Source organism: Hyphomonas sp., assembly GCF_037969335.1.
Lineage (GTDB): Bacteria > Pseudomonadota > Alphaproteobacteria > Caulobacterales > Hyphomonadaceae > Hyphomonas.
The window spans coordinates 1-13,591 of record NZ_JBBKXE010000063.1 but is presented as its reverse complement, the minus strand read 5'-3'; the positions used below and the strand labels follow the sequence as shown (position 1 = coordinate 13,591).

Annotated in this window: 14 protein-coding genes; 4 read left to right on the top strand and 10 right to left on the bottom strand. The window is 63.5% G+C overall.

Translation table 11 applies throughout. The features are described 5' to 3' along the window. Positions 1-166 precede the first annotated feature (166 nt). The gene (locus AADA04_RS05165; RefSeq protein ID WP_340692177.1) at positions 167-718 is read left to right on the top strand and encodes an A24 family peptidase; all 552 of its coding nucleotides are present in this window, start codon (positions 167-169) and stop codon (positions 716-718) included. On the opposite strand, the gene AADA04_RS05160 is transcribed toward AADA04_RS05165, so the two are convergent. From AADA04_RS05160 to AADA04_RS05130, 7 genes are all read right to left on the bottom strand, one after another. Continuing rightward, positions 715-1,131, bottom strand: a complete 417-nt coding sequence (locus AADA04_RS05160; RefSeq protein ID WP_340692176.1) for a cytochrome c-type biogenesis protein — start codon at positions 1,129-1,131, stop codon at positions 715-717. The genes AADA04_RS05165 and AADA04_RS05160 overlap by 4 nt on opposite strands. Then, a complete protein-coding gene (locus tag AADA04_RS05155) occupies positions 1,131-3,017 on the bottom strand; it encodes a heme lyase CcmF/NrfE family subunit (RefSeq protein WP_340692175.1) in 1,887 nt (628 codons plus the stop codon). The genes AADA04_RS05160 and AADA04_RS05155 overlap by 1 nt, the downstream gene beginning before the upstream one ends. Position 3,018: 1 nt before the next feature. After that, the gene (locus AADA04_RS05150; RefSeq protein WP_340692174.1) at positions 3,019-3,438 is read right to left on the bottom strand and encodes a cytochrome c maturation protein CcmE; all 420 of its coding nucleotides are present in this window, start codon (positions 3,436-3,438) and stop codon (positions 3,019-3,021) included. 86 nt (positions 3,439-3,524) lie between these two features. Beyond that, positions 3,525-4,121, bottom strand: coding sequence for a tetratricopeptide repeat protein (locus tag AADA04_RS05145; RefSeq protein ID WP_340692173.1), 597 nt, complete (start codon positions 4,119-4,121; stop codon positions 3,525-3,527). Further along, a complete protein-coding gene (locus AADA04_RS05140) occupies positions 4,118-5,545 on the bottom strand; it encodes an ATP-binding protein (RefSeq protein WP_340692172.1) in 1,428 nt (475 codons plus the stop codon). The genes AADA04_RS05145 and AADA04_RS05140 overlap by 4 nt, the downstream gene beginning before the upstream one ends. Before the next feature lie 25 nt (positions 5,546-5,570). Then, a complete protein-coding gene (locus AADA04_RS05135; RefSeq protein ID WP_340692171.1) occupies positions 5,571-6,254 on the bottom strand; it encodes a response regulator transcription factor in 684 nt (227 codons plus the stop codon). Between the two features lie 34 nt (positions 6,255-6,288). Then, positions 6,289-6,603, bottom strand: coding sequence for a peptidase (locus AADA04_RS05130; RefSeq protein ID WP_340692170.1), 315 nt, complete (start codon positions 6,601-6,603; stop codon positions 6,289-6,291). 159 nt (positions 6,604-6,762) lie between these two features. Between AADA04_RS05130 and AADA04_RS05125 the strand changes: the two genes are divergently transcribed. Then, the gene (locus AADA04_RS05125; protein WP_340692169.1) at positions 6,763-9,177 is read left to right on the top strand and encodes an EAL domain-containing protein; all 2,415 of its coding nucleotides are present in this window, start codon (positions 6,763-6,765) and stop codon (positions 9,175-9,177) included. 15 nt (positions 9,178-9,192) lie between these two features. On the opposite strand, the gene AADA04_RS05120 is transcribed toward AADA04_RS05125, so the two are convergent. Together AADA04_RS05120 and AADA04_RS05115 are read right to left on the bottom strand one after the other, a co-directional pair. Continuing rightward, positions 9,193-10,071, bottom strand: a complete 879-nt coding sequence (locus AADA04_RS05120; protein WP_340692168.1) for a DnaJ C-terminal domain-containing protein — start codon at positions 10,069-10,071, stop codon at positions 9,193-9,195. 46 nt (positions 10,072-10,117) lie between these two features. After that, positions 10,118-10,828 carry a hypothetical protein gene (locus AADA04_RS05115; protein WP_340692167.1) on the bottom strand — a complete coding sequence of 237 codons (711 nt, stop codon included), beginning with the start codon at positions 10,826-10,828 and terminating at the stop codon, positions 10,118-10,120. A 435-nt stretch (positions 10,829-11,263) separates the two neighbouring features. On the opposite strand from AADA04_RS05115, the gene AADA04_RS05110 reads away from it, so the two are divergent. Continuing rightward, positions 11,264-12,148, top strand: coding sequence for a ParA family protein (locus AADA04_RS05110; protein ID WP_340692166.1), 885 nt, complete (start codon positions 11,264-11,266; stop codon positions 12,146-12,148). Beyond that, positions 12,145-12,591, top strand: a complete 447-nt coding sequence (locus AADA04_RS05105; protein WP_340692165.1) for a hypothetical protein — start codon at positions 12,145-12,147, stop codon at positions 12,589-12,591. Before AADA04_RS05110 ends, AADA04_RS05105 begins: the two co-directional genes overlap by 4 nt. Here AADA04_RS05105 and AADA04_RS05100 read toward each other — a convergent pair. Then, the coding region (locus tag AADA04_RS05100; protein ID WP_340692164.1) for a terminase family protein at positions 12,588-13,591 on the bottom strand (1,004 nt) is incomplete at its 5' end. The genes AADA04_RS05105 and AADA04_RS05100 overlap by 4 nt on opposite strands.

Below are 13,591 nucleotides of genomic sequence, written 5' to 3'. Positions count from 1 at the left end.
CAGCTCCCTGAATTTGTCCAGTCACAGAACTGGCGGAGACAGGCCCGGGGTGCAAGGCTGCGTCCATCGCATTCGCGTGACTGAAAAGGTGAACAGGCTTGACTTGCCCGGCCTGCATGACGTTCGTGGCGACCAGACCCAATCGCGCGGAACGGTCCGACACAGCATGAAGTCCACCTACATTGTCCTCGCGATTGCCATTCCGGTCATGATTGCCAGTGCGTGGCTGCTGGCTGCGCCCGGAACGATTCTCCTGTCGCTCAGCCTTGGCGCCCTGCTCATCGCCCTGTCAGCCATCGATATCGCCACCCTGCGCCTGCCCGATGCCTTGACCTTCACTGTCCTTCTGTTCGGGGCGATCATGGTCGCTTTGACACGGCCAGATCTCTGGCTGCATCACCTGCTCGGCGCTGGCATCGGCTATGTCGCGCTGGTCGGTCTGGAACTTGCGTACAAGCGCCTGCGCGGGCGCGACGGGCTCGGCCGGGGCGACGCAAAGCTGCTCGGAGCCATCGGCATGTGGGTCGCCTGGCCAGGCCTCGCCCCCGTCCTGCTCGTCGCGTCTGTGTCGGGTCTCCTCGGCGCCGTCGCCGCCAGCCTGTTTGGCAAGCGCTCCCTGTCGGGCGAAACGCCGATGGCCTTCGGTCCGTGGATCGCGCTGGGCGGATGGGTCGTCTGGCTCGCCGCGCCGCACATGGCTTTGGTCCCGCTGGACTAGATGTCGTCCGGCACAACGGGATCGGCGCCTGCCTTGCGGCGCCGTGCCACACCGAATGCAATCAGCCCGCCAATGACGAGCAGACCGAATGGCGCGCCCCACAGGATGAAGCCTTCCATGCCTGTCCGCTTCGGCCGGAACAGCACGAACTCGCCATACCGGCTCTCGAACCAGTCGCGCACCTCGGCATCGCTGGCGCCTTCACCGACCATCACCCGCACACGCGCGCGCATGTCTTCGGCAATCGCTGCGGAGGATTGCGAGATCGGCTCGTTCTCGCAGGCCACACAGCGCAGCTCCCGCATCAGCGCCTGCGCCCGCGCCTCCTCGGCCGGGTCGTCGAGAACCTGGCCGATTGAGGTCAACGCGAGCCCGAAAGCGACCAGGCTCAGAAACAAGGTCCTGAAGACCATCAGGCAGTCCTCCGACGCGGCACCAGGCTCAAAAAGGCGCCGAACGCTATCAGCATGACACCAAGATAGACGAGATCGATCAAGGGATTGAAATAGACCCGGAACACCCATCGCGTTTCGCCATCCACCTCACGCCGGTCACCCAGCGCAATATAGAGGTCGCCAGCCCCGGTCTTGTGAATCGCGGTTTCGGTAGTCGGCATCCTTGAGGCGGGATAGTAGCGCTTCGTCGGGGCCATCTCGGCCTTTATGCCACCCTTGCGGGCTGTCAGCACCGCCTTGTCGGCGTACCAGTTCGGGCCTTCAATCGCGTGCACGTCCTTGAGCGTGATGTTCCATCCCGCCACAGTGCCCGAACCGCCTGCCGGCAGGGCCAGCGTCGCCTCATAGCGCTGCGTTGTCTCCACCACCGCGCCCATGATGAACACGCCCAGCCCGATATGTGCCAGCGTCATGCCCCACACCCTGAGAGGAAGCCGGAACACCCGGGACAGCGTCACCGCGCGGCGCCGCACTTCCCACAATGCACCAAAAATCAGCCAGAGTGCCAGCGCCAGCCCGAAGGCTGCGCCCAGCGGAATGTCCCACAGGTTGACGCCCAGCAGCAGGAACACGACCACGAGCCCAACCCCACCCGCTGCCCATTTCCACACGTTCGAGAGATCGGCCTTGCCCCAGGTCCAGGCCTGTACCACCGGCAGGACCGCCAGCAGCGCGGCCAGCATCGGCACGAAGGTCAGCCGGAAATAGGGTTCGCCAACCGAGATCGTCCGCCCGGTCGCTTCCGCGATCAGCGGGAACAATGTCCCCAGCAGCACCGTCAGCGCCGCCACCACGAGCACGACATTGTTCGTCGCCAGCGCGCCTTCGCGGCTCAGCATCTGCCACGGCTTGCCGCCGTCGAGCTTGGGCGCCCGAACGGCAAACAGGCCAAGCGCAAGGCTGCCATAGACGACCAGCCCGCCCAGCAGCAGCATCCCGCGCTTCGGGTCGACCGCAAACGCATGCACCGAGGTCAGCACACCGGAGCGCACAAGGAAGGCGCCCATGATCGAGAACAGGAAGGCGAGCACTGCCAGCAATGCGGTCCAGGCGGCAAAGCTGCCACGCTTTTCGGTGACTACCACAGAGTGCAGCAGCGCCGCCCCGATCAGCCAAGGCATCAGCGAGGCATTCTCGACCGGATCCCAGAACCACCAGCCGCCCCAGCCGAGCTCGTAATAGGCCCAGTAAGAGCCAAGCGCGATCCCGATCGTGAGCGGAATGAAGGCCGCCAGCGCCCAGCGCCTCGCCTCCTTCGCCCATACCCTGTCGATGCGCCCGTCCATCAGGCCAGCTGCCGCGAGTGCGAACACGAAGGAAAAGCCGACATAGCCGAGATAAAGCATCGGCGGATGCGAGGCGAGCGCCACGTCCTGCAGGACCGGATTGAGCCCGGCGCCTTGGAGCGGCGCAGGGTCGAGCCGCAAATATGGGGAGGAAGCGAACAGGAGGTAGGACAGCGCCCCCGTGGCGAGCCATCCCTGTACGCCCAACGCTCGCGCCTCGAACACATCACGCCCCGTGCGCATCCACAGCGCCCCCGCCGCACCGAAGCCCAGCGTCACCAGGCACCAGAGCGCCATCGAGCCCTCATGGTTTCCCCAGACCCCGGCCAGCTTGTAGATCATCGGTTTCAGCGTGTGGGAATTGTTGGCCGCCAGGGCCAGCGAGAAGTCGGACTGCGCAAACGCCACCAGCAGTGTCGCAAACGACAGCACCATCACCACGAACGCCACGATCGCCGCACGTCCCGCCAGCGCCCGCGCGCCGGTCAGCCCGAGCACGCCCTGCGTCAGCGAGGCCGCGAGCGCGAGGAATGCCGCAAGGTGGCCAATCTCGATCATGTCAGCTGGCGCTTGCGTCCGGGCCCGTGCCCAGCGGCTTCAGCTCGCGCGGCTGGTAATTCTCGTCATGCTTGGCCAGCAACTGGCGCGCCGTGAACTTGCCATCCGCATCGAACGAACCGATCGCCACGACGCCCTGACCCTCGCGGAACAGGTCCGGCGCGATACCCGTAAAGCTTACGGTGATCGTCGCGGGGCTATTGTCGATGACAGTAAACACCATCTCGCTGCCATCGCCCGGATAGGTGAGCGAACCAGGTTCCACCCAACCGCCGACCTTCACGTCCTTGCCGATCTCCGGAATACCATTTTCCGCAAGAACTTCAGGGGTGTAGAAAAGGTTCGCATTCTGCCGCAGCGCGACGAAAGCGAGCGTCGCAGCGGCCAGCAAAAGGGCGGCGGCAACGGCGAATGTCCACAATCTGCGGGTCCGGGCTCTCATCCCGTCAGTGTATACTGGCAACCGCCAGAATTGACAGTGCGGCAGATGCAGCAGCGCGCTTGGCGCTATTCTTCGGGAAGCGCCTCGCCCTCGCCAATCACGTCCAGCATCGCTCCGAAGCGGTCGCGGCGCGGATCGTCAGGCGGCAATTTGGCGAATACGGCCCGCATCATCTGCGCAGCCTTTTCCTGATCGCCGGCCTGCGCGGCCCCCATGGCCGCCCACATGCCTGCCTGCACCTGCGTGTCGTCCAGTTCGTACGCCCGCGCAAACAGCCGGGCAGCGTCCGGGCCAACCGCGCCGTCGCCCATCTCGACCAGCACCTGTGCCAGTCCGACCAGGGCAGGCACATATGTCGCGTCCCGCCGCAGGGCCGATTGGTAGGCCCGCGCCGCATCTTCCGGGCGATTCTGGGCACGCAGGACTTCACCGATGAAATAATGGGGTTCTGGCGCGTCCGGTTGGTCGACGGCGGTCTGTTCGAGCCGCGCCAGCGTTTCCGCTGCTGTCAGCGTTTCCGGCGCGGTGCGTATCTTTTCCACGATCTCGTGCTGGCGTTCGGCCATTGGCTGGTCGGCCATGCCCGGCCGCCCGATGACAAGATACCCACCCACGCCAAGCGCCAGGCAAACCGCGACGATGAGCATCTGGATACGGGTCATGATTTCGGAAACCTCAGCCGTGCGCGCAGGCCGCCCTGTGCGCTCTGGTCCAGTTCAAGCCGGCCCTTGTGCAGTCCGGCCAGCTCGGTGACGATCGACAGGCCAAGACCCGTGCCGGGTATCGTTTCGTCCAGCCGCACGCCGCGCTTCAGTGCACCTTCGCGCTCCACGGGCGACAGGCCCGGCCCGTCATCCTCGACATCGATCACCAGTTCCTGCGGCGCGTCCGAAATCCGCACCAGCACGTCGGCCTTCGCCCACTTGCAGGCATTGTCCATCAGGTTGCCGATCATTTCCTCGAAATCCTGTTTCTCGCCGCGAAACACGGCGCCCGTATCACCCATGACGCTGACATTGATGCCCTTGGCATCGAAAAGCCGGTTCAGCAACCGGGCAAGCGCCTCGACCACCGGCGTCACATCCGTGCGCGCGCCCAGCGTCTCGGCCCGCGCCGCCATCCGCGCGCGCTTCAAATAGTGCTCGACGTTCGCATGCATGGATTCGGTCTGCCGCCGCACGACATCGTCCAGCTGCGTTTCGCCCTTTGCCTCGTTGCGCAGCACCGCAATCGGGGTTTTCAGCGCATGCGCAAGATTGCCGACATGCGTCCGGGCCCGCTCGACCACATCACGATTGTGGCCGATCAGCTTGTTCAGTTCCTCCGTCAGGGGACGAACTTCGATCGGATAGCCTTCCCGCAAGGTCTGCCGTGTGCCCGCACGGATATCCGCGATGTCGTGCTCGATCCGCTTCAGCGGCTGCAGCGAAAACCGGATGCCGGCCACCATCGCCGCGAACACGCCGCCGAACAGGGCAATCATCGTCCCCAGGAGCATGCTGCGAAAACGAGTGGCGGCTGCATCATTCGGCGTGCGGTCGGCAGCGGCAACCAGCACCAGCGGTGTGTCCCTGTTCTCGAGGATGATCGCCTTGGCTGCGACCCGAACGCGCTGTTCGGCCGGTCCGTCAAAATCCGCAAATTGCGCCATCCCCGGTTCAGCAACCGCCCGGCGGATCTGCTCGGACGTCACCGGCACAGGTTCATCCCACAAGCTTTTGGAACGCAAATCCCCCTGGATGGCGAGGTCCGGCGTCAAGCTGACCACGGCCCAGTACTGTCCCGAATACTGTGTCTGGAACCGGGCGTCATGCGACAGGAATTCGCGTTCGGCGTCAGTCACCTGGCCATCTTCAAGGAAGGCACCTTCCTGGGTCATCTCCCGCGTCAGGGTGACCAATGTCTGTTCGAGATCTTCTTCCAGAAGGGACAGGGTCTGCGCGCGGTACAGCGCCGACAGGGCCAGCGCGCCGCCGATCAGGACCACCAGCCCCCACAGCGCCGCCGCAAGCATCATCCGCCGGGCCAGCGAAACGCCAGGCCAGCGATCTATGAAACGCGTGACGGGGTTGCCCGATCTATCCATTCAGACGGTCTGGCACGCCAGGTGCCTATCCTGCAACGCGCGCCTCGTTCTCGGGAACGATCAGGCGATAGCCAAGACCGCGCTCGGTCTGGATACGCTCAACGCCGATCTTGCGGCGCAGGCGCCCGATGAACACTTCGATCGTGTTCGAGTCGCGATCGAAATCCTGGTCATAGATATGCTCGACCAGTTCCGTGCGCGGCACGACCCGGCCCTGATGGTGCATCAGGTAGGAAAGAACACGATATTCGTGCGCCGTCAGCTTGATCGGCTCGCCATTGACCATCGCCCGCGCAGCGCGCGTGTCGACCATCAGCTTGCCGGCTTCCAGCGTCGCGGCCGAATGCCCGGCGGCCCGGCGCAACAGCGCCCGCAGGCGTGCCAGCAATTCTTCCGTCACGAACGGCTTGGCCAGGTAATCGTCGGCGCCGGCGTCAAAGCCTGCCACCTTCTCGCTCCACTGGTCTCGCGCCGTCAGGATCAGAACGGGGAAAGATTTTCCGTCCGCGCGCCATTTCTTCAGGATGCTCACCCCGTCCATCTTGGGCAGGCCAAGGTCGAGGATCACCGCATCATAGGGTTCGGTATCGCCGAGGAAGTGTCCGTCCTCGCCATCCGCCGCGAGGTCGACGGCATAGCCCGACTGGGACAGCACATCGGCCAACTGGCGGCGCAGGTCGGCGTCGTCTTCAACTACTAGGATACGCATGGAAATTACCTTCCGTACAACGGGTTAACTCGGATCACGCGCCGCGCCGATCCGTGATCGATCCGGACTGGGCGTCGACGACAAAGCGCATCTTGCGCCCGTCACCTGTCATCCAGTCTATGTGATATTCTGCTCCGCCGCCTTGTTTTGAAACAAGGTCTGCGCCCAGCTGGTAACCGCCATATTCGCGTTTCAGCATCTGGAAAATCTTGCTTAACGGCACGGTCTTGCCATCGCGCACAGCGTCGCGTGCCTGGCCCGGCGAAAAGGAATCGCCCCAGCCCTGCGCAATCGCAGGTCCGGCAGACAACAGCGCCATGGCTGCAAGGGAGGCAAAAAACCGCTTCATGGGCCCAGCGTATAGGGCCAAAGCCCTGAATGTGAAGTGAACATCTGATACAGAAGTGTTCACGCTACCGGGCCGCAACCTCTGAATGCAGCGAGATTTTGATTTTGGTAACCACTAAAATGGTTTTGTCTACGGTCACAAGCCGAAGACTCGTTCAAAATGTATTATGTTTTCAATTGCATCGCGAATGAACACGATTTCATCCACGTGTTGATGTCGACGCTCGTTCTCGGCTTCAGCAGCGCGTGCGCACAGGTCGTCTTTGTTCGCAGCCTGGTCGCCCAGTCACGACGCGGACAGTTCATCTGGATGATCGCATCCGGCACAGTCATGGGTATCGGCGCCTGGGCGACACATTTCATTGCCCTTCTGGGATATCGCCCGGGTTTCGCCGTCGAGTTTGACGGCTGGATCACGATCCTGTCGCCCCTCATCACGATTGCAGGCTTCATTGCGACGGCGGTCCTGCTGACGCCCGGAAAGACCGCATTGACGCCGGGAATGACTGTGGCGCGCCGGTTCGGATGCGCCGTTTTCGCGACAGCTTCGGTTGCCGCGATGCACTTCTTTGGCATGAGCGCCCTGAAGGCTTCGGCCATTATTGAATACGATCCTGTGTTCAATCTTGTGGCATTCGGTTTCGGCTTTATCAGCTTCTCGGGCACCTATTTTGCCGGATTGCTCAAGTCACCGCGACTTGGCAGTGGCGTCGCCTGGCTAACCAGCCTCTTCGCCGTCGCGTCGATCCACTTCATCGGCGCAGCGGGCACCACGCTCATTCCCATCAAAGGGCTAGCGACCCCCGTCTGGGTGCTAAGCACCGGCCATGTCGGATTCGTGATTGCTTTGGCCGTAGGGCTCATTCTCATTGTGGCCGCGCTGGCTGTCGGCCTCGACCGCCTGATTCAGTCCATGCGAAGCCAGGAAAAACGCAAACTGTCCTTGCTCGCGGACTCGGCCCTGGAAGGCCTGTTCGTCGTCTCCAGCAACGGCAAGGTGGTCGAGGCGAACCTGACGGCCCAGACCATGCTCGATACACCGCGCGACGCGCTCTGCGGTCGCCAGATAACCGACTTGCTGCAGATGGATGACCTCACGGACCTGTCCCTGCTCACGGACCAGAATCTACCTGAACGATCACTCACGTTCGCCAATGGCAGCCGGATGATTGTCGATATCAAGAGCCGCGCGATCTCCGACAATGCTGGCTCCTTCATCGTGTTTGCCGTGCACGATCAGACCGAGCGCATCCGAAACGAAGCCAAGGTGCGCGCCCTGGCCTATCGCGACGCGCTGACCGGCCTGGCCAATCGCGTCACCTTCAACATGGCGCTCTCATCCGCCATCAAGAATAATCCAGCCACCGTTTACGGTCTTGCCGTGATGATCATCGATATTGATGATTTCAAGGAAGTGAATGACCAGTTCGGGCACCAGGCCGGTGACCTGCTGTTGAAAACGATGGCGCGTCGCATGGCCCATAGCCTCCGCAAGGGTGACCTCGTCGCACGCCTCAGCGGAGACGAATTTGCTGTTATCGTGCGCGGTCGCACAGACAAGGCGCAGGTCGAAGCGACCGCCGCCTCGCTTCTCGCCGCCATTTCCAAGCCGATCAATCTTGGCCAGCGCGTACTTTCGGTCGGCGCCAGCATCGGCATCTCCGTGGGCGTGCCGCAATCAGGCGGCCTGACAAGAGTGCTCACGTCCGCCGACCGGGCACTCTATTCCGCCAAGAAATCAGGGCGCGGATGTTACCGCTTCTATGATCGCCGTCTGCACCGCGAACACGAAGACCGCCGCGCGCTGGAAACGGCCCTCCACAAGGCGATCATGCTGGAACAGTTCGAGCTCCACTATCAACCCAAGGTCTGCAGTCGCACACGCGCGATCCTCGGTCAGGAGGCATTGATCCGGTGGCACCGACCCGACCATGGACTTGTGTATCCTGACCAGTTCATTCCCATCGCAGAACAGAGCCTGCTGATCAACCAGATCGGAAAATGGACCCTGCGCGCCGCCTGCGAAGCGGCTGCCACATGGGACGAGAACATAACCGTCGCCGTCAATCTGTCGGCAAGGCAATTTCTCGATCCCGATCTCGTTGAGAACGTCCGACTGGCCCTTGAAGGCAGCGGCATCACGCCACGTCGTCTCGAACTCGAAATCACTGAGTCCGCGTTGATCCAGAACACGTTGCTGGCCGTCGCCGTCCTGAACGACCTCAAGGCGATCGGCGTCCAGATCGCACTGGACGATTTTGGTACCGGCTTTTCATCAATGAGCCATGTCCAGATATTCCCGTTTGATCGGATCAAGATCGATCGGTCCTTCGTGGCGGCAATGAATGCCGACCGCAAATCACGGGCCATCGTGGAATCGATCATCCATCTGGCGCATGCGCTGAAAATACCGGTCGTGGCCGAAGGGGTCGAAACCGAGGACCAGGCGGCGGCGCTCGCGCGGCTCGCCTGTGAAGAATTGCAGGGCTATCTTATCGCCCGGCCCCAGCCCCTGAACATCGAACAAAACTGGTCCGGTCGACCGATTGGCATTGAGTCCTCGGATGCAGCCTGACGCTGGTATCCGGCATTACTTGCCTTCGGCCCACTTCTTCAGGCCGGGATCGTTCGGATCGTCTAGCATGATCTTCAGCCGCGCATACAGGTTTCCCGGCGTACTTGTCTGTATGCCTTTGCCGCGCAGGCGAAGCTGAGCATCCGAGTTCGAACCGGCCGGGACCTTCAGCGTCACAGGGCCTGAGGGCGTCCTGACCTCGACACTGCCCCCCATCACCGCCGTCTTCAGGCTGATGGGCACCGTCATGCGCAAGTCCTTGCCGTCGCGCTCCCAGATCGTGCTGGGGCGCACTTCCACTTCCAGCAGTGCATCGCCCGGGGCGCCACCATTGGGCGAGGGCTGGCCCTGGCTCTTGAGGCGCAGCGTCTGTCCGGTATCGATACCTGCCGGGATATTGACGTCCAGCGCGGTGCCGTCTGCCATGGTCATGCGGCGACGCGCGCCCGTGACGGAATCCTCGAACGAGATTTCCACCCGGTATCGTATGTCGCGGCCCTTTTGCGGGCCCGGATTGCGCCGACGCCCGCCACCCCCGAACATGCCACCCAGGATATCTTCAAACGGATCGCCCTGCGCGCCGTCGAACGGACGACCGCCGCGCGATTCCCAACGATGGCTGCCGCCGCCGGGAAATCCTCCTGGCCCGCCACCCGGAAATCCAGCCGGGTTGCCGTCGCCATCGATTTCACCCCGGTCGAACTTGGCCTTCTTCGCCTTGTCGCCAAGGATATCCCAGGCTTGAGACACGCGCTTGAACTCTTCCATCTTCTTGGAATCGTCAGGATGCAGGTCTGGATGCAGGGCTTTCGCCTTGTTGCGATAGGCTTTTTTGATCTCGCCCTCACTCGCGGTGCGGGGAACGCCAAGCACGGTGTAGGGATCCAGGGCCAAGGGCAGGTCTTCCTTATCTTTGCGACGAAATCAGTTCCGGACAGAGTTAGGGTGTTCCGGGCCCGATTGAAACCCATGGCCCGGTGCGACCATCAGTGCCAATTTCAGCCACCCGCGCTGCAGTTGCGCTGCCGGGAAGCGGCGCCTCCGACACAGCCACGTCAAACCGGCTTCCAAACCCGCTGCCAGTATCCACTTCCACGGCAAACCGCCCCTCATTCGCTGCCTCGGGAAACGTCCAGCTCTCGGCCACGTCTGCGCCGCACCGAATCCACTGTAGCTGGTCGCCTGACCGCCGCAGGTGCGCCACCGGCCACGGCAAGCCAGCCACATCCTCAAAGACCAGCGAGGTCGCAACCTCCCCCGCCGCCGCGCGCCAGTCCATGCCCAGCCCGACTTCGCCCGGGCCGACCGACGCGCGCACCACAGCCGCGTCCACCAGGACCAACCGCGCATCAGTCTCCGCAGACCCGCTCATGCTGCCCTGCTGCCCCCGCAACAGGCCACTCAATTCCCATGTATCCACGCCCACCAGTTCGGCGCTGGCAAACTGGATCAGTTCCCAGCCCGCATTCGTCACCGGCCGCATGGCTTCGGACCGCAGCGCGAACAGCGCCGCAATGCCCGTCCGTCCGTCGATCTGCACCGCCTCGACAAAGGCGTTCCCGGCCAGCTGGACTTGCGTGTAGACGCCCTCGAGAAAGCTCGCCCCCCATGTCGGGCGCCGGCTGGCGCAGCAATTTCGCCGCCCCGTCATGCGCCGTCACCAGCGGTACGCTGGCCGCGGCTTCCGCCACCATGCGCACACAGCGATAGGCCACCGCATTGCGCAAATAGCCGTCCTGCGTCAGCGCTGCTGCGTCGCGCCCGCCCCAAACCGGAGAGCCCAACTGTGACAGGGCAACCAGCGGCACAGCGGCCTTCGATTCTCGCCGTGTCCGTGCAAAGGGCCAGCTCATGTTCATGTCGCGCCTCGCTTCCATGGGAACGTCTTCCGATGTGGCGAATTTAACCCGGCCAGGCCCCCGGTCGGAGAAGAAAACCGATTTCTCAAGGAATCCTCGGGCATTACATTCGAAAGCTGATGGAAAACGGCCTCCGGCTCCTGCATTTTTCCACGCGCAGGCAATAGCCATGCGGGGCCAAATCTGCTTTGTGCCGCGATTGTGACAGGGGAAGAGGAGCTAACATTATGTCGGCACACGTGATCTCGATCGCAAACTCGAAAGGCGGTGTCGGCAAGACAACCACCTGCGTCAGCCTCGCCGAAGCCTACGCGGCGTCCGGTCGCCGCACGCTCGTCGTCGATCTCGACACCCAGGCCAACGCGTCCCTGCTCGTCTATGGCCACGAGGGCGACGAACACCTGTTCCAGGCGATCAATGAATACGCGACGATTTCCGACTGGCTGCTGGAGAATTTCTTTGCCGGCGAGCAGAAGCGCCTGTCCGAATTTGTCGTCACCAATGCCAGCGACGTCACATATAATGGCAAGTCTCTGCCGCTCGACCTGATCCCGTCCTCGCCCCGCCTGCGCAAGACCGAGCGCGAGCTGATCTACGAGCTCACCGCCAAGAAATATTCGATGGAAGCCCTGCAGGGCCAGGTCGGCCGCCGCCTGCGCGACGATTTCAATCTCCTGAAAGCCGATTACGACGTCATCATCTGCGATTGCCCGCCCGGCATCTCGGTGATGACCGAAAGCGTGCTCGCCGCCAGCCACCTGATTATCGTCCCGACGATCCCGGACTTCATGTCGACGCTAGGCCTCGACCTCTTCACTGGCGACATCATGCAGAATTTGCGAGACAGGGATATCGAAAGCCTCCCCGTCGTGCTGGCCACGCGATACGACGACACGCCCCACCAGAAAGTGGTTCTCCAGGCCATGCGCGAAGCGGCGAATTCCAAGGAAGCCGAATTCGAAATGTTCAACACCGTCATCCCGCTCAAGTCCGGCTTCGCGTCCAACCCGATCGAGCTCGGCCCGGACCCGACCCTCGCCGCCAAATGGCCCGGCGAAGCGCTCGGCATTATCGACAAGCTTCTCAAGGAAGTTCAGGAGCGGCTGAAATGAGCGGACTGACGGCGACCGGGGGCACCGCCGCACTGGCTGCCCTGCTCGATAATCGCGACCGTTTCGGCAAGCTGCTCGACAAGGACTTTGCCGCCGCCACCGGCCTGCTCGTCCGCAAGCTGAGGAATGCGGGCGGCCAGACATGCGATGACATGATCGCCCTGCGCGATGCCGTCGGCACCGAGATATTCGAGACCGAACTCAAGAAACTCTCCGCCCATCAGGCCCGCCTGCTCGCCCGACGCATCGACAAGGCGGTCGACGATTTCGAAGTCTCCACCGCGGGCGCCGCCGTCGCGCATATCCGCAAGGTCATGGCCGGCGAGCCGACCGTCACCGAAGCCGCCCCTGCGGACGACACGCCTGACGACACACCGCCCACCGATGATGACACGCCCAAGAACAGCTATTTCGGCCGCAAGTCCTTCCGCGCCGGCAACTAGAGCGGCCGGATGCGCGGCCCCTCGCCGCGTTCCAGCATCAGCGCCCACACCGCCCAGACCAGCGCATCCACCCGGTCCGGCGAGCCGGTGAACCCTTCGGCCCCGAACCGGCACATCTGGTCCTCCAGCGTTGCCAGCAGGCCGACATGCGCCACCTTGCCTTGCTCGTACAATAGCGCCACCGGCAGGGCACGCGCCCGCTTGCCGAGGCGTGCATGCACCAGCCGCACCGGCAACCGGCAGCCCGCGCTCATCAGCGTCTGTCGCACCATCTCGCCGCCCTGGTTCGCTTCGGCAATGATCATCGACGCCCCCACGGCCTCGGCCAGTGCCACCGCCCGGCTCGCCCAGTCATGCGGGCGCAGGCCCGGCGCCGACGCATCGCCCAGCACGAAGCAGCGCTGGCCGAACCCGGCTGCCTCCGCCACGATCCCGCACGCATCCGCCCTTGGCCCGCTCGTCGCTGGCGGATCCACGGCCACGACAATGTCTGCCATTGCAGGCGCGGCGAACACGCGCGACTGTTCGATCTTGCTGCGTACAAAGAGTGCGCCTTCCGGGTCGGCGATCAGCTCGCCTATCAATTCCTGCCGCGCCAGTAATGAATTGCCATAGGCGGTCTCCATCGCCGTCACGAAACCGGGTGACAGGTTCGCCGCATTCTCCCGCGTCGCGCTGCGCGTCATCACGCTGTCCGGCGCGCCCACCAGCCGCTTCACCAGGTCCACCGGGCGCGGCGTGGTCGTCGCCACACAGCGCGGCCCCAGCCCAAGCCGCAGCCCCATTTGCAGATTGTCCCACACCGCCTCGCCCTTGGCCCAGGCGCCCAGCTCGTCGCACCAGGCTGCATCGAATTGCGGCCCGCGCAAACTGTCCGGGTCCTCGGCGGAAAAGGCGAATCCTTCGGCCCCGTTCGGCCAGACCAGCCGCCGCCGCGACACTTCATAGACCGGTGTGCCGCCTGCACCTTCCAGGTGCCGCAGGCCGCTCGGTCCCTCGA